Consider the following 15312-nt stretch of genomic DNA (forward strand, 5'->3'; position numbering starts at 1 on the left):
TAATGGGGCCAGGCCCTAAAGCCGATCCTCGCCCTGCAGCGTTCGGATGACGGCGCGCAGGTGCGCCAGCTGGGCCATCGCCAGAATCGCGGCCAGAGAGGCGCGCACGCAAAGCAGCATCACCGCTTCCAGTCCCTGGGCGCGGAAGGTCGCCCCCGACAGGGTGAAGGCGAAGATGACCGCCATGGCCGCCGTCGGAATCCACAGGAGTCCCACGACCCGGGACGTCCGCCAGGTGGGCTGGCCGTCGCGGCCCCAGTGCATGGGAATGGTCACATCCTTGGGGATGCGCTTCCAGGCCTGCAGGGCGGTCGAAGCGATAATGGCCAGGGCGGCGATCGACAGGCCATCACCGATGACGCGCAGCGCCGTACTCATCAGACCGTCACCTGCGCGCCCAGCTCGACCACGCGACCGGGTGGGATCTTGAAGAAGTCGGTCGGGTTGGCGGCGTTGCGCATCAGGAAGATGTACAGCCGGTCCTGCCACAGCGGCATGCCACTGTTGGCCGACGGCACGATCGAGCGGCGGCCCAGGAAGAAGCTGGTGGCCATGATGTCGAACTTCAGACCCTGCTTGCGGCACACGGCCAGGGCCTTGGGCAGGTTGGGGCTTTCCATGAAGCCATAGGTGATGACGACCTTCTTGAAGTCGTCATTGACCTTTTCGATCTTGACCCGGTCGTCGTCAGCGATGCGCGGCGTGTCGCCGGTGCGAACGGTGAGGATGACGTTGCGCTCGTGCAGCACCTTGTTGTGCTTGAGGTTATGCATCAGGGCGACGGGCGTCATGTCCGGGTCGGAGGTCAGGAAGATCGCCGTGCCGGGGGCGCGGTGCGGCGCGCGGGCCCGCAGGATCTCCATCAGGTCGACCAGGGGCACGCTGTCGCGGCGGGTCTTGGCGGTCAGGATCTGCGAGCCGCGCACCCAGGTGGCCATGATCAGGAACAGCACGGCCCCGATCAGCACCGGCAGCCAGCCGCCCGAGAAGAAGCGCAGGGCGTTGGCGGTCAGGAACACGACGTCGAGGGTCAGGAAGGGCACCAGGAAGCACAGGGCCTGCGGCAGGCTCCAGTTCCACAGGCGGCGCATGACGATGAAGGCCATGCAGGTGGTCACGATCATCGTGCCGGTCACGGCCAGGCCATAGGCGTGGGCCAAGGCCGACGAGGTCTGGAAGGTGAACATGATCGCCAGCACGCCAAACAGCAGCATGGTGTTCAGTTGCGGCACGAAGATCTGGCCCGACTGGGTTTCCGAGGTGCGGCGCACGTCCAGACGCGGCAGCAGGCCCAGCTGGATGGCCTGCTGGGTCAGGGAGAAGGCGCCGGTGATCACGGCCTGGCTGGCGATGACGGTGGCCGCGCCGGCCAGCAGCACCAGCGGCAGGCGGAACACGGCCGGAGCCATTTCGAAGAACCAGTTCAGCTCCGGCATCGGCTGCCCTGCGGCCTCTGCGGCGTTCAGGGTGGTGAGGGCGAAGGCGCCCTGACCCAGATAGTTCATGGTCAGGCACGGCAAGACGAAGAACAGCCAGGCCGCCTGGATCGGCCAGCGGCCGAAATGGCCCATGTCGGCGGTCAGGGCCTCGACGCCGGTGACGGTCAGGAACACCGCGCCCAGCACGATGAAGCCGGTCAGGCCGTGCTCGGCCAGGAAGCCGACGGCATAGTGCGGGCTGATCGCCATCAGGATGCCAGGGTTCTGGGCCAGATTGACCGCGCCCAGCAGGAACATCACGCCAAACCACAGGGCGCAGACCGGGCCAAACAGCTTGCCCACCGAGGCGGTGCCGCGGCTCTGAATAAAGAACAGGCCCAGCAGCATCACCGTGGCGATCAGCAACACCACCTGGTTGGTGACGCCGGACGCCAGGGCTGGAATGGTTCTGAGGCCCTCGACCGCCGACAGCACCGACATGGCCGGCGTGATCAGGGCGTCGCCATAGAACAGGGCCGCGCCGGCTACGCCCAGGGCGAACACCAGCATGGTGCGCCTGCCCATGGCATGCTGAGCCAGGGCCATCAGCGACAGGACGCCGCCTTCGCCCTTGTTGTCGGCCTTCATGATGAAGATGACATACTTGATCGTCACCACCAGGATCAGCGCCCACAGGGCCAGCGACACCACGCCATAGATCTCAGACCGGGTGACCCCGTCGTGCGCCGCCGCGTGCAGCGCCTCCTTGAAAGCGTAGAGCGGGCTGGTGCCGATATCGCCGAACACGATGCCGACCGAGCCCAGGGCGAGCGCGAAGAAGCCGTGCCCCTTCGAAACGGGCCCGTTCTGCTGCGGAATGTCGGGAGAGGCGGGCGCGCAATCCGGGGTCGGGTCGCTGGAGGCTTCGGAAGCCATTCAATGTCTCCGGACGTCCCCTCTCGCAAAATGCGAGCGGCGGGCCCATATCGATCAAGCGCGGCGCGATACACCCAATCTGAGCCGGGTTCAATCGTCACGCGGTGTTGGCGCTAGCAGGCAAATCGGTCGGCGGCGAGTTTTTGATTGAACGCGCGCATATCGTCCTTAGGTTTCTGCAGAGATGTCCGACAGCCAAAAGTTTCCCGTGGCGGCTCACGCCCTCGCCTATCTGGCGCACAAACAGGCGTTTTCGCCTGATCGTGCGGTCGCGAGCGTCGAGCTGGCCGCCTCGGTGCCGACCAATCCCGTCGTCGTGCGGCGGGTGACCGCCATGCTGGGCAAGGCCGGCCTGATCGGGGCCCGGGCCGGCGCCAATGGCGGGGCCTGGCTGCTGCGCCCCCCCGAGGAGATCACGCTCGACCTGGTGCTGCGGGCCGTCAATGGCTGCGCCCACCTCGGCGTCGCCCCTCCGGGCGTCAAGGGCTGCCCGGTCGGCGAAAAGATCCCCGACGCCGTCCGCGCTGCGATCACCGCCGCCGACACCGCCGCCCACGACCGCCTGGGCCAGATCACTGTCGCAGACCTGCTGGCGGCGGCGCACTAAAGCCTTCCGACACCTCGGTTCTCTTGAACCAAATCGCCGGCCGTGCTGGTCTCCAGCGTCGTTTCGCTTTCGCATTGGATACCGCTTCATGGCCCGCCGCCTTGCTCTGATCACCGGCGCCTCCGCCGGCATCGGGGCCGCCTTCGCCCGCATCCTGGCCAGCCATGGCTATGACGTGGCCGTGACCGCGCGCCGCGCCGACCGTCTGGAAGCCCTGGCCGCCGAGATCCGCCTGCGCTTCGGCGTCGAGGCCTATGCCATCCCCGCCGACCTGGCCGACCCGGCCGGAGTCGACGCCGTGCTGGCCGGGGTCGAGGCCCAAGGCCGCGTCGTCGATGTGCTGGTCAACAATGCCGGCTATGGCCTGCCCGGAACCTACGCGACCACCAGCTGGGCCGACCAGGGCAAGTTCCTGCAGGTGATGCTGACCTCGGTCTGCGCGCTGACCCACAAGGTGCTGCCGGGCATGGTCGAGCGACGGTTCGGCCGCATCGTCAATGTCGCCTCTCTGGCCGGGCTTGTGCCGGGCTCGGCCGGCCACACCCTGTATGCGGCGACCAAGGGCTTCCTGGTCAAGTTCTCCCAGAGCCTGCACCTGGAGAACCTGTCCACCGGCGTCCATGTCAGCGCCCTGTGCCCGGGCTTCACCTATTCGGAATTCCACGACGTCAACGGCACCCGCGCCCAGGTCAGCCAGTCCCTGCCCGAGTGGCTGTGGCTGGGCGCCGACGAAGTGGCCGCCTCGGGCTACGAAGCCGTCGAGGCCAACCGCCCGGTCTGCGTGCCCGGCGCGCCCAACAAGACCATCGCGGCCATCGCCAAGATCCTGCCCGATGACTGGGCTCTGGCGTTGATGGCCAATCAGGGCGGGCGGTTCAGGAAGGTCTAGGCTCCAAACGCGGTGCCTTGAATCAATTCACCACGCCACCGGTTTGGTGACCGTTCCAATCGCATCGGCAAACTTATCGGGAAATTGTGCAGCAGCCAGAAAGTGATCGCGAAGAGGCTTTTGGAAATGCGCCAGCCGCTTTAGCTCAAGACTTCCGTTGGCTCGGGGGAGAATGAGGCCAATTTTAAGCCCACATTCTTCCCTCGCGATTTTAATCGGCGTTAGAAGGTCACTATCATTCGATACTACAACGGCGCATTCGCACTCTTTAAGAAATGCGTCGCGAAGCAGATAGGAAGCAAGGTTCACGTCAGAACCCTTCTCTTCCGTTTTTTGAACCCACTCCATTTTGGCAGTGCCATTAGGCTTCAGGGCGACTGCGGCTTTCCCGTTGACTCTCAACGGCTTGCCTAGAGCATCTTGCTCTACGATCGGAGCCCGCACACAGTTACTCATGAAAGAGCCAAAGTGAATTTCTACCTTCGGCGTACTTGCAAGGGCCCGAAGATATGTAGCCTGCCTTGTGGGTAGATCTGGATCATTTGCCCGAGCCTCCACCATCGCGGTGAAGTAACGAATTTTCTGAATGTCGTTCTGCGGCAATAGGGCGGTAAAAAGGGCATCTATGTTCAACCACTTGTGCGGCCGCCCCTTTAGGCTGCCGTAGTACAGGTTGAACCCGTCGATATAGACGTTAGTTCGTATGAGCCCCGCCCCAAAATGCTACGGCGGACCCCGAAAGGCCCGCCGCGCGTCCGGAGGCCGAAGCCGCCGGAGGAGTAATGAAGCGTATGTGGGTCGAAATATGCGAGCCGTCAACCGGCCCAGCTATTGACTTTCGGCGCAAAACATGGCACGAGCAAACGCTCTATTCGTTTGATCGCTTGCGCGAGCCTAGGCGGCGCGAAATAAATATCACGAATAGGCTCTGAGCCAATATGCCACCCGATCGGGAGCCTACCGGCTCTCCGCGTAAGGCGCCTTCGCATCCTGCCGCACCAGGCCGCGCGTGGCGTCGCCGACCCCGATCATCACGAACTGCACCGCCAGGGCGCAAAGGATCAGGCCCAACACCCGCACCACGATGCTCATGCCGATCCGGCCCAGCATCCTGCTGATCAGGGGCGAGGCCCAGAAGGTCAGGACCGTCACCACGGAGACGGCCGCGATCACCCCGACCCCCAGGGCCATGCCCGCAGCGCCAAATTCCTTGGCCTCGGCCGCATAGATGATCACCGTCGAGATCGAGCCCGGCCCGATCAGCAGCGGCATGGCGAACGGCACGACCAGACGCTCGAAGCTCTTGCGAGCATAGACCCGCGGCGACTGGCCCTCGATGCCCTCGGCCGCGTCGGCGAACATGGTGGTGAAGTCGTCGCGCACCATGTCCAGCCCCAGGATGAACAGGATGATCCCCCCCGCGATCCGGAAGGCCGGCATGGAGATGCCGAAGAAGGCCAGCAGGCCCACCCCGGTGAAATAGAAGAAGACCAGGAAGGCCACCATGAACAGGCCGATATAGACGGCCACCATCCGCCGGCCGGCGGCGGCCGCGCCCAAGGTGGCGGCGGCGAACAGCGGCACATTGCCGATCGGGTCGATCAGGGCGAACAGGGCGACGAAGAAGTTGACGGCAAGTGTGGCCTCGGTCATTCGACGTCCTTACCTTTCAATGCGCCAGAAGCTTCGCCCTCGTTCCTAGGGCGGTCGGGCACGCGCGCCAACCCCTTGGGGCAAGACCATGACCGCCGACCCGCGCCTGATCATCCCGCTGGACCTGCCCACCGTCGACGAGGCCCGCGCCATGGTCGCGCGACTGGGCGACAGCGTCAGCTTCTACAAGATCGGCTTGGAGCTGCTGGCGACCGGCGGCATGGGCCTGGCCGCCGACCTCAAGAAAGACGGCAAGTCGGTCTTCCTCGACTGGAAACTGCACGATATCGGCGCCACCGTCGAACGCTCGGCCCGGGTCCTGGCCCAGGCCGGCTGTGATTTGCTGACCGTCCACGCCGAACCGCAGGTGATGCGCTCGGCCGTACTGGCGCGGGGTTCGTCCGACCTGAAGATCCTGGCGGTGACGGTGCTGACCAGCCTGACCGACGCCGACCTCAACGAGATGGGCTACGCGTTTGGGGCGCGGGATCTGGTCGAGCGCCGCATCCGCCAGGCCATCGACTGCGGCGTCGACGGCGTGGTCTCCAGCCCGCACGAGGCGGCTCTCGCCCGCGAGATCGCCAATGAAGCCGGATGGCCCGACTTCCTGGTGGTGACCCCCGGCGTGCGTCCTGACTGGTCGGCGAAAAACGACCAGGCCCGGGCCGCCACTCCAGCCGACGCCCTGCGCGCCGGGGCCAGCCACCTGGTCTGCGGCCGCCCGATCACGGCGGCGGCCGATCCGCGCGAGGCGGCGCTGAAGGTGATCGCCGAGATGGCGGCGGTTTAGCTCCACCCCTCCCCCTTGATGGGGAGGGGCAGGGGTGGGGGTGATGCGGCGGATGATCTCGAGCGCGGCGCTCTGCAGCCAGCTCAGCAGTCACCCCCATCCCCAACCCTTCCCCCATCAAGGGGGAAGGGAGCCTACTTCACCACCAGCGCCACGCCTCGCGCCCGGGGATCGGCGACCGGAACCGGCGTCCCGTCCACCACCTGAATCGCCTCGATGTCGCCGTTGTAGTCCTGCATCTCGATCCCATAACCCCGCGCCGTCAGCGCGGCCTTGAGCGCATCCGACGGCGGGGCGTAGGGCTCGAAGAAGATCGTGTTGTCGGGCAGCAGCTGGTGGTGGAACCGCTGGGCCTTCTGGGCGTCCGCCAGCGACAGGCCTTGATCATAGACATCGGCCAGTACCTGGAACACCGAAGTGAAGATCCGCGAGCCGCCCGGCGTGCCGATCACCATCGCCACCTTGCCGTCTTTCGTGAGGATGGTCGGCGTCATCGACGACAGCGGCCGCTTGCCCGGGGCGATGGCGTTGGCCGCGCCGCCCACCACGCCGAACATGTTGGGCGCGCCCGGCTTGGCCGAGAAGTCGTCCATCTCGTCATTGAGCAGGAAGCCCGCCCCCTCGACCACCACGCCCGAGCCGAACCAGCCGTTCAGCGTATAGGTGTTGGAAACGGCGTTGCCCCAGCGGTCGACGATCGAAAAGTGGGTCGTCTGCGGCTTCTCCAGCCCCGGAACCACCGCCGGGGTCGGTGAGGGCCTGTCCGGATCGATCTGCGCGGCGCGGCGGGCCACATAGGCCGGGTCGATCAGGGCCGCGACCGGGACCTTCACGAAGTCCGGATCGCCCAGATATTCGGCCCGGTCGGCGAAGACCCGTTTTTCGATCTCCGCGACCAGATGGATGTATTGCGGGCTGTTGAGCGGCGCGTCCGCAAACAGCTTGGCCGCGTCCTGTTTCATCAGCAGCAGCTGCATCAGGGCGATGCCGCCCGAGCTGGGCGGCGGGGCGGTGATCACCTCATAGCCGCGCCATTTCGCCCGCAAGGGCTCGCGCCACACCGCCTTGTAGGCAGCCAGATCGGCCTGGGTGATCAGACCTTTTACCGGGCCGCGCCCCATCTGGGCCACGATCAGGTCGGCGGTCTGGCCTTCATAGAAGCCCTTGTCGCCACCCTTGGCGATGCGCTCCAAGGTGTCGGCCAGGGCCGGCTGGCGGAACATCTCTCCGGCCTTCAGCCCGCCGAAATGTGCCTCGAAATTGGTGGCGACGAACGGCGCGCGGCTGCCGTCCAGAACGCCGATCAGCTGCGGCGTGACCAGAAAGCCATCGCGGGCGTAGCGGATCGACGGCGCCAGTACCCTGGCCCAGGGCAGCTTGCCGAACCGCTTGTGAGCCATGGCCATGCCGCGCACCGTGCCCGGCGTGCCGACGGCCAGATTGCCGTATTGGCTGAGCTCGGCCACCGGCTCGCCGTCGGGGCCCAGAAACATGTCGGCCTTCGCTGCGGCCGGAGCCGTCTCGCGGTAGTCGAGGAAATAGGGCTTGCCGTCGACCAGCAGGGTCATGAACCCGCCGCCGCCCAGATTGCCGGCCTCGGGATAGGTCACCGCCAGGGCGAAGGCCGTGGCCACCGCCGCATCCACGGCGTTGCCGCCCGCTTTGAGGATCTCCTCGGCGGCTAGAGCGCCATAGCGGTCGGGCGACGCGACCGCGCCGGCCGTGAGGGTGGCTTGCGGCTTGGGAGCGGGTTTGGCGAGCGCCGGCGGCGCGGCGAGCAGGAAGGCGGCGGCGAGCACCGCGCAGAACCGGGCGAACAGACGCAAGGCGGCAGCCTCCTTCAGGATCAAGGGGTCACGTTAGCCGATCCTGGCTGCGCTTGAAGCCTTGCCACGGACCGGGTGGTCAGAAATCCACCGCCACGCCCTTGCGCTCCCAGTCGCCGAAGCGGGTCGGCTCGGGGCCGTCGCGGCCGCCCTGCTCGTCGGCCAGGACCACCGCGTGCGCGGCGGCGCGGCGGGCGGCGGCTTCTTCGAGGGCGCGGCGGGCGGCGGGGGGCAGGTCCTTGTCGGGCGCGGCCCCCAGGGCCTCTGGAATCGGGGTGTTTTCAATCTCGGACATGGCGGTTTCATAGCATGACCCCTGCGCCAAATCATCCAAGGCCCTTGCGCTGGGCCGCGCCACAAGGCACGGCGGGGCGGTGAACCAAGAACTCAATGACGGCCTCCCCGCCCGGGAAGCCGCGCTTACCCTCATCGACGCGGCCCTGTCGCGTCGCGGCGGCCTCGACGAAGCCGCGTCCGCCCACGGCTTCCGCTTCCTGGAGCCGCGTGAGCGCGCCTTCGCCCGCGCCCTGGCCATGGCCGCCCTGCGCCGCCTGGGCCCCATCGACCGCGCCCTGTCGGCCAAGCTGCAGAGGGAGCCGCCGCCGCGCGTGCGCAACCTGCTGCGCCTGGGCGTGGTCCAGGCCTTCTATCTGGAGGTGCCGGCCTTCGCCGCCGTCGCCACCACCGTTGAAATGGCCGGAATCAACAAGACCAGCCGGCCGTTCAAGGGCCTGGTCAACGCCGTGCTGCGCGGCCTGCTGCGCGATGGCCCGCCGTCCGATGATCCGGAACACCTGGCGCCGCCGTGGCTGATCTCGCGCTGGACCAGCGCCTGGGGTCCCGAGACCGCGCGTCTGGTCGCTTCGGAAATCGCCAACGAGCCGGCCACCGACCTGTCGCTGAAGGATCCCGCCCTGGCCGAATCGTGGGCTGAACGCCTCGAGGGCCAGGTGCTGCCCGGCGGAACCTTGCGCCTGACGCGAAAGGGCGATGTCGCCGCCTGGCCGGGCTTCGAGGACGGCGGCTGGTGGGTGCAGGACGCCGCCGCCGCCATCCCCGCCCGCCTTTTGAACATCAAGGCCGGCGAGACCGCTGTCGACCTGTGCGCCGCGCCCGGCGGCAAGAGCCTGCAGCTGGCCGCCGCCGGCGCGATCGTCACCGCCGTCGACCGTTCGGCCGCCCGGCTGGAGCGTCTGACCGATAATTTCCGGCGCATGGCCCTGACCGCCGAGGTCGTGGTCGCCGACGCCGGGGCGTGGGATGATCCGCGCACCTTCGACGCGGTGCTGCTGGACGCCCCCTGCTCGGCCACCGGCACCTTCCGCCGCCATCCCGACGTGCTGTGGGCCGCCCGTCCCGGCGACGTAGCCAGCCTGGCCGGCGTTCAGGCCCGCCTGCTCGACGCCGCCGCCGACAGGACCAGGCCTGGTGGTCGTCTGGTCTATTGCGTCTGCTCGCTGGAACCCGAGGAGGGCGAGGCCCAGGTCGAGGCCTTCCTCGCCCGCCGGCCCGACATGCGCCTGGATCCCATCGCTTCGGGCGAAGCCGGCGCGCCGGCCGCCAGCCTCACCGCACGGGGCACGCTGCGCCTGCTGCCGCATCAGCTGGACGGTGGTCAGGACGGCTTCTTCGCGGCGCGATTCGTCCGGCAGGGCTAAGAGCGCAAGCGCGACAACGCGCTTGCTTGTCCCACGCCGCGACCCCGGTTAAGCCAAGGACATGACCGCCGCACCGCTCATCGCCCCGTCCATCCTCGCCTCCGACTTCGCCAAGCTGGGCGCGGAGGTCGCCGCCATCGAGGCGGCCGGCGCCGACTGGGTGCATGTCGACGTGATGGACGGCCATTTCGTGCCCAACATCACCCTGGGCCCCGACATCGTCAAAGCGATCCGGCCGCACGCCAGCATCCCGTTCGACGTCCACCTGATGATCAGTCCGGCCGATCCGTACCTGGAGGCGTTCCGCGCCGCTGGCGCGGATATCATCAGCATCCACCCCGAGGCCGGACCGCACCTGCACCGCTCCCTGAAACGCATCCGCGAACTGGGGGCCAAGGCCGGGGTGGTGTTCAACCCCTCGACCCCCATCGACCCCGTCGAGTGGATTCTCGAGGACGTCGACCTGCTGCTGGTCATGTCGGTGAACCCGGGCTTTGGCGGCCAGAGCTTCATTCCCGGCCAGCTGCGCAAGGTCGAAGCCCTGCGGAAGATGGTCGACAGGGCCGGCCTCGACATCATCATCGAGGTCGACGGGGGCGTCACCCCGGCCACCGCCCCGCAGTGCGTCTCCGCCGGAGCCACGGCCCTGGTCGCCGGCTCGGCGGTGTTCAAGGGCGGCCCCGGCGCCTATGCCGACAACATCCGCGCGCTGAAGGGCGGCTGATCGCCCTGATGGTGGCCGAACGCTTCGCTCGCGGCTTGCCCAGACTCCCGGCGCTCCCGCGCGGCGGTGTGCTGACGCAGGCGATCGGCGCCAATATCAAGAGCCATGTCGAGCGCGAGTGGTTCGGCTCACCGCCGCACCGGCTGCTGATCTCCCTGCCCAGGCCGCGCGGCCTGGCGGCCCATCCCCACGATCCCCGCACGGTCGATCCAGAGCATGGCCGCAAGATCCTGGCCGGGGTCATGACCCTGTCGGGCGGCGCGCTGCGGCTGGGCGAGGTGGGCGATCCCTTCGACACCCCCAGCCCGACGCGCCGCTTCGCCTTGGCCCTGCACCGGTTCGACTGGCTGCCCGACCTGATCAGCGCGGGCGGCGCGCGCCGCGCCCTGGGCCTGCTGGATGACTGGCGCCGCGTGTTTGGGCGCTGGAACGCCTTTTCCTGGAGTGGCGAGTGCCTGGAGCGGCGGGTGTTCCACCTGGCCTGCGCCGCCCGCGCCATGGCCGCCGAAGGCTCCGACGCCGAGATCGCCGACCTGTCGATGGACCTGGCCCGCCAGGCCCGTCAGCTGTTCAAGGCCTCAGACGCGCCCGAGCGGGCGCTGGAGCGCGCCGTCACCGCCACGATCGCCGGCTGCGTGCTGTCCGACAAGCCCGGCGACCGCCTGATCGACCAGGGCCTGAAGATCATCGCGGCCCAGATCGACCGCATCGTGCTGGGCGACGGCGGTCACGCAAGCCGCTCGCCCGAGGCGGGGCTGGAATTGCTGTTCGACCTGTTGACCCTGGACGACGCCCTGGGTCAGCGCGGGCGCCCCTCGCCCGAAGCAGTCACGCGCGCCATTGATCGCCTGGCCTCGGCGGCACGGTTCTTCACCCTGGCCGACGGCCAGCTGGCGGCCTTCCACGGCGGCGAGGCCGTGGCCGGCAGCCGTATTGCCGCAGCCCTGGCGCATGACGACGCCGGCCCGCGACCGCCGCACTCGGCTGTCCACAGCGGCTATGAGCGCATGCAGGGCGCCAGCATCCAGGTGATGGCCGACGCCGGAATTCCCGCTGTCGGACCCCTGAGCCGCGCCGCCTGCGCCCAGCCCGCGGCCGTCGAGATCGTCTGTGGCAAGGACCGGCTGATCACCTCCTGCGGCTGGAGCCCGGAAGCCGGCGGCGCCCACGCCTTTCGCCTGTCCGACGCCGCCTCGACCCTGTCGGTGGGCGACGGCTCGGCGGGCCGGCCGCTGTCGGGCTTCCGCGCCCACGCCCTGGGCCCGTGGCTGGTCGACGGCGCCACGACCGTCGAGGTCAAGCGCCACGACGCCGACAACGGCGTCTGGCTGGACATCCTGCACGACGGCTGGAAGCGCCTTGGCCTGTCGCACGCCCGCCGCCTGTTCCTCGACATCGCCGCCGACGAACTGCGCGGCGAGGACAGCCTGATCCCCCTCGTTCCCGGCGACGCCCTGGGCCCGCGCCGCTACCTGCCCTTCGCCGCCCGCTTCCACCTGCATCCCGACGCCCGCGCCTCGATCGCCCGCGACGGCAAGAGCGTGCTGATTCGCGGCCCATCCAATGTCGGCTGGTGGCTGAGGAACGACGCGGTCGACGTGGAGATCGCCGCCTCGGCCCACTTCGACCACGGCCAGGCACGCAAGGCCGGCCAGATCGTGCTCAAGAGCCAGGTGCGGCCGGAAGTCGGGGCGAAAATCCGCTGGAAGCTGACCCGGGCCGAGGGATAGCCCCCTCGCCGCACGGGACAAATTGCCGCAGACCAAGGGTTGGCGAACTGCGTTCAGCCACTCTAAACCCTTGATGCTCAACGTAAACGCTGCGTGCGCAATGTGAGGCTTCATGATCGCCGGTAACCTGGACGAGGCCTCGGCCATGCTGGCCAGCTTGCAGGACGCGCTCGATGTCGTGCCGGAGGGCTTCGTGGTCTTCGACGCCGACGACCGCTGCGTGTTTTGGAACGCGCGCTATGCCCGCCTCTGGGCCCGGTGGGGCGTCACCCTGACGGCGGGGGCGCGCTTCGAGGACCTGCTGCGCGCCGGCCTGGCCGCCGGTCGCTATCCCGAGGCGGCGGACGACAGCGAGACCTGGCTGGCCAGCCAGCTTGAGCGCCGCAAACTGGATCACGCCGACAATATCCGCGAAGAGTCCGGCGAGCATCTGCGGTTCGAAAACCGGCGCACGCACGCCGGCGGTCTGGCCACCACCTGCATCAATATCACCGACCTGCGCCAGCGGGAGGCCGAGGCCCTGTCCTCCCAGGGCTTCCTCGACACCGTGATCGAGAGCACGCCCGCCATGCTGTTCGTCAAGGACGGGGAAACGGGCCAGTTCCTGCTGGTCAACCGGGCCGCCGAAACCCAGCTGGGCGTGCCGCGCACCGAACTTCTGGGCAAGAGCGACCAGGACTTCTTCCCCAAGGAACAGGCCGACTATTTCGCCGCCGTCGACCGGCAGGTCATCGCAAGCGGCAAGCTGGTCACGATCGACGAAGAGCCGCTCGACACGCCGCACAATGGCCGCCGCTGGCTGCAGACCCGCAAGATCGCCATTCCGGGCGCGGATGGCCGCCAGCACCTGCTGGTGATCTGCGAGGACATCACCGAACGCAAGGCCAGCGCTGCGGCCCTGGCCGAGGCGCTGCAGAAGGCCGAGGCCGGCAGCGTCGCCAAGAGCGAGTTCCTGGCCAATAGGAGCCACGAGATCCGCACGCCCCTGAACGGCGTGGTCGGCATGGCCGAGGTGCTCAGCCGCACCGCCCTGGACGAGGCCCAGCGCGGGATAATGGAGGTCATCCTCAACTCCGGGCGCACGCTGAACATCCTCCTCAGCGATATCCTCGACCTGTCAAAGATCGAGGCGGGGGGGCTTGAGCTCTCGGAGGAACCGCTGAACCTGCGCGAGGCGATCACCGCTGCGGTCGCCGTGTTCAGGGCCGTGGCGGAGGACAAGGGCCTGGACTTCCAGCTGACCTTCGCCGACGGCTTCCACGACCACGTTGTGGGCGACGCCCTGCGGGTTCGCCAGGTGATCGCCAACCTGACCAGCAACGCCGTCAAGTTCACCAGCGCTGGCGCGGTGAAGGTCCTGGCGCGGACCCAGGTCCAGGCCAACGGGCGGATCGACCTGACGGTCTGCGTCGAGGACACCGGCGAGGGCTTCGACGCCACGACCGGCGACCGCCTGTTCGAGCGCTTCCAGCAGGCCGACGGCTCGGTGACCCGCAAGGTCGGCGGCACGGGGCTGGGCCTGCCCATCGCCAGGCGCCTGGCCCGGCTGATGGGCGGCGACATTGCCTGCGCCGCCCTGCCCGGTATCGGCGCCAGCTTCACCTTCCAGGCCGTGGTCTCGGCAGGCCATGCCGGGGACATCTCGCCGATGGCGACCGCCTCGACCGAATGGGCGCTGGACCGCCGCCTGCGGGTTCTGCTGGCCGAGGACCACCCCACCAACCAGAAGGTGATCGTCATGATGCTGGCCGACGCCGCCGACGTCACGGTCGCCGTCGATGGCCAGGCCGCCATCGAGGCCTTCGATCGCAACGCCTACGATGTGGTGCTGATGGACACCCAGATGCCGGTTCTGGACGGCCTGGCGGCCATCACCCAGATCCGCGCCAGAGAACGATCGCGTAACGTCAAACGCACGCCGATCATCTCCCTGACCGCCAACGCCATGCCGCATCAGGTCAAGGCCTGCCTGGACGCCGGCGCCGATCTGCATCTGGCCAAGCCGATCAGCATCCAGGGCCTGTTCACCGGCCTCGCCACCGCCCTGGAGACGGCCTCCTAGATCGCGGCGTGGCGGGGCAGGCGAAACACCGCCCCGACCATTGGATCCACCGCCCGCCCTCTGGGCTCAATCCATGAATCTTAGCAAAAGCAACGACCTGAAGCTTTTGCGCGCCTTTCCTTCCCCCGCAGAGGCTACGGGTGGATACGGCTCCCTGTCCCCGTCGCGGGGCAAGTACGCCGCAGGCGCGGAGGGGCCGGTGGCCCGGCCTGACTCCAGCTGCTAAGCCAAAACCCATGCTGACCGATCCGTTCTTTTACGCCGTCGCCATCCCGGCTGTGATCCTGCTGGGCCTGGCCAAGGGCGGGTTTGCGGGGATCGGGGTGGTGGCCACGCCGCTGCTGGCCCTGGCCATCTCTCCCGTGCTGGCCGCGGCCATCCTGCTGCCGATCCTGATCGTGCAGGACGTGGTCAGCGTCTGGGCGTTCCGCAAGACCTGGGACAGCGGCCTGCTGAAGCTCATGCTGCCGGCCGCCGCTGTCGGCATCTTTCTGGGCTGGGCGCTGGCGGCCTTCGTCTCGCCGGCGGCGGTCGAACTGGCCGTGGGGCTGATCTCGATCGTCTTCGCCCTGCAGCGGCTGTGGGCCGAGCGGGCGGTCAAGGTCGCCGCGCAGGTGGGCGCCACAGCAGGCCGGCCGTGGCTGGGGGCCCTGTGTGGCCTGACGGCGGGCTTCACCAGCCAGATCGCCCATGCCGGCGGGCCGCCGTTCCAGATCTATGTGCTGCCGCGTCGCCTGCCGCGCGACACCTTCATCGGCACCAGCGCCATCTTCTTCGCTGTGGTCAACTGGATGAAGGTGCCGGCCTATATCGCCCTGGGCCAGCTCACGCCCAAGGTGCTGGCCACCGCCGGCGTGCTGCTGCCCCTGGCCATCGCCTCGACCTGGGCCGGTGTTTGGCTGGTGCGGCGGGTGCCTGCGGAGGGTTTCTATCGCGTGATCTATGTCCTTTTGGTCGCGGTCGGCGGAAAGCTGGTCTTCGATGGAGCCGCCGCTCTGCTTTCCTGACGACCGCCCGCC

At 68.2% G+C, this 15312-nt stretch carries 13 protein-coding genes and 1 pseudogene; 8 read left to right on the forward strand and 6 right to left on the reverse strand.

Going from position 1 to position 15312, the window contains the following annotated elements:
• Nucleotides 1-15: 15 nt before the first annotated feature.
• Entirely contained in the window at nucleotides 16-378 is a 363-nt protein-coding gene (locus ACN2C8_RS16700) for a hypothetical protein (RefSeq protein WP_419253160.1), read from the reverse strand.
• On the reverse strand, nucleotides 378-2354 hold the full coding sequence (locus ACN2C8_RS16705) for a potassium transporter Kup (RefSeq protein ID WP_419253161.1): 1977 nt from the start codon (nucleotides 2352-2354) through the stop codon (nucleotides 378-380). Before ACN2C8_RS16705 ends, ACN2C8_RS16700 begins: the two co-directional genes overlap by 1 nt.
• A gap of 184 nt (nucleotides 2355-2538) precedes the next feature.
• Here ACN2C8_RS16705 and ACN2C8_RS16710 point away from each other — a divergent pair, with 184 nt between their 5' ends.
• Together ACN2C8_RS16710 and ACN2C8_RS16715 are read left to right on the forward strand one after the other, a co-directional pair.
• Nucleotides 2539-2961: an Rrf2 family transcriptional regulator gene (locus ACN2C8_RS16710; RefSeq protein WP_419253162.1), complete on the forward strand. Its 423-nt coding sequence runs from the start codon at nucleotides 2539-2541 to the stop codon at nucleotides 2959-2961.
• A gap of 88 nt (nucleotides 2962-3049) precedes the next feature.
• The gene (locus ACN2C8_RS16715) at nucleotides 3050-3850 is read left to right on the forward strand and encodes an SDR family NAD(P)-dependent oxidoreductase (RefSeq protein WP_419253163.1); all 801 of its coding nucleotides are present in this window, start codon (nucleotides 3050-3052) and stop codon (nucleotides 3848-3850) included.
• A gap of 27 nt (nucleotides 3851-3877) precedes the next feature.
• Here ACN2C8_RS16715 and ACN2C8_RS16720 read toward each other — a convergent pair whose 3' ends face one another.
• Together ACN2C8_RS16720 and ACN2C8_RS16725 are read right to left on the reverse strand one after the other, a co-directional pair.
• The gene (locus ACN2C8_RS16720; RefSeq protein ID WP_419255904.1) at nucleotides 3878-4555 is read right to left on the reverse strand and encodes an NYN domain-containing protein; all 678 of its coding nucleotides are present in this window, start codon (nucleotides 4553-4555) and stop codon (nucleotides 3878-3880) included.
• Nucleotides 4556-4807: 252 nt separating this feature from the next.
• A complete protein-coding gene (locus tag ACN2C8_RS16725) occupies nucleotides 4808-5503 on the reverse strand; it encodes a MarC family protein (protein ID WP_419253164.1) in 696 nt (231 codons plus the stop codon).
• An 88-nt stretch (nucleotides 5504-5591) separates the two neighbouring features.
• Between ACN2C8_RS16725 and pyrF the strand changes: the two genes are divergently transcribed.
• Entirely contained in the window at nucleotides 5592-6293 is a 702-nt protein-coding gene (gene pyrF, locus ACN2C8_RS16730; protein ID WP_419253165.1) for an orotidine-5'-phosphate decarboxylase, read from the forward strand.
• A gap of 134 nt (nucleotides 6294-6427) precedes the next feature.
• Here the strand turns inward: pyrF and ggt are convergent, their stop codons facing one another.
• Together ggt and ACN2C8_RS16740 are read right to left on the reverse strand one after the other, a co-directional pair.
• The gene (gene ggt, locus ACN2C8_RS16735; RefSeq protein ID WP_419253166.1) at nucleotides 6428-8119 is read right to left on the reverse strand and encodes a gamma-glutamyltransferase; all 1692 of its coding nucleotides are present in this window, start codon (nucleotides 8117-8119) and stop codon (nucleotides 6428-6430) included.
• 79 nt (nucleotides 8120-8198) lie between these two features.
• On the reverse strand, nucleotides 8199-8414 hold the full coding sequence (locus ACN2C8_RS16740; RefSeq protein WP_419253167.1) for a DUF1674 domain-containing protein: 216 nt from the start codon (nucleotides 8412-8414) through the stop codon (nucleotides 8199-8201).
• Between the two features lie 79 nt (nucleotides 8415-8493).
• Here ACN2C8_RS16740 and ACN2C8_RS16745 point away from each other — a divergent pair, with 79 nt between their 5' ends.
• The 5 genes and pseudogenes from ACN2C8_RS16745 (at nucleotide 8494) to ACN2C8_RS16765 (ending at nucleotide 15300) form a co-directional block, all read left to right on the forward strand.
• Complete coding sequence (locus ACN2C8_RS16745; RefSeq protein ID WP_419253168.1) at nucleotides 8494-9777, forward strand: RsmB/NOP family class I SAM-dependent RNA methyltransferase; 1284 nt, start codon at nucleotides 8494-8496, stop codon at nucleotides 9775-9777.
• Nucleotides 9778-9838: 61 nt separating this feature from the next.
• On the forward strand, nucleotides 9839-10501 hold the full coding sequence (gene rpe, locus ACN2C8_RS16750) for a ribulose-phosphate 3-epimerase (RefSeq protein ID WP_419253169.1): 663 nt from the start codon (nucleotides 9839-9841) through the stop codon (nucleotides 10499-10501).
• A gap of 8 nt (nucleotides 10502-10509) precedes the next feature.
• Entirely contained in the window at nucleotides 10510-12231 is a 1722-nt protein-coding gene (locus ACN2C8_RS16755) for a heparinase II/III family protein (RefSeq protein ID WP_419253170.1), read from the forward strand.
• Nucleotides 12232-12406: 175 nt separating this feature from the next.
• Nucleotides 12407-14293 (forward strand): annotated as a pseudogene (locus ACN2C8_RS16760) (PAS domain-containing protein); the annotation flags it as partial.
• Nucleotides 14294-14529: 236 nt separating this feature from the next.
• Nucleotides 14530-15300 carry a sulfite exporter TauE/SafE family protein gene (locus tag ACN2C8_RS16765; protein ID WP_419253171.1) on the forward strand — a complete coding sequence of 257 codons (771 nt, stop codon included), beginning with the start codon at nucleotides 14530-14532 and terminating at the stop codon, nucleotides 15298-15300.
• Nucleotides 15301-15312: the final 12 nt, after the last annotated feature.

The sequence above is a fragment of the Caulobacter sp. ErkDOM-C genome (assembly GCF_048541825.1).
Taxonomy (GTDB): domain Bacteria; phylum Pseudomonadota; class Alphaproteobacteria; order Caulobacterales; family Caulobacteraceae; genus Caulobacter.

Excerpts from the sequence above, each read along its gene's own strand:
- ACN2C8_RS16700 (WP_419253160.1), bottom strand. The coding sequence starts at position 378 with ATGAGTACGGCGCTGCGCGTCATCGGTGATGGCCTGTCGATCGCCGCC.
- ACN2C8_RS16705 (WP_419253161.1), bottom strand. The coding sequence starts at position 2,354 with ATGGCTTCCGAAGCCTCCAGCGACCCGACCCCGGATTGCGCGCCCGCC.
- ACN2C8_RS16710 (WP_419253162.1), top strand. The coding sequence starts at position 2,539 with ATGTCCGACAGCCAAAAGTTTCCCGTGGCGGCTCACGCCCTCGCCTAT.
- ACN2C8_RS16715 (WP_419253163.1), top strand. The coding sequence starts at position 3,050 with ATGGCCCGCCGCCTTGCTCTGATCACCGGCGCCTCCGCCGGCATCGGG.
- ACN2C8_RS16725 (WP_419253164.1), bottom strand. The coding sequence starts at position 5,503 with ATGACCGAGGCCACACTTGCCGTCAACTTCTTCGTCGCCCTGTTCGCC.
- pyrF (WP_419253165.1), top strand. The coding sequence starts at position 5,592 with ATGACCGCCGACCCGCGCCTGATCATCCCGCTGGACCTGCCCACCGTC.
- ACN2C8_RS16740 (WP_419253167.1), bottom strand. The coding sequence starts at position 8,414 with ATGTCCGAGATTGAAAACACCCCGATTCCAGAGGCCCTGGGGGCCGCG.
- rpe (WP_419253169.1), top strand. The coding sequence starts at position 9,839 with ATGACCGCCGCACCGCTCATCGCCCCGTCCATCCTCGCCTCCGACTTC.
- ACN2C8_RS16755 (WP_419253170.1), top strand. The coding sequence starts at position 10,510 with ATGGTGGCCGAACGCTTCGCTCGCGGCTTGCCCAGACTCCCGGCGCTC.
- ACN2C8_RS16765 (WP_419253171.1), top strand. The coding sequence starts at position 14,530 with ATGCTGACCGATCCGTTCTTTTACGCCGTCGCCATCCCGGCTGTGATC.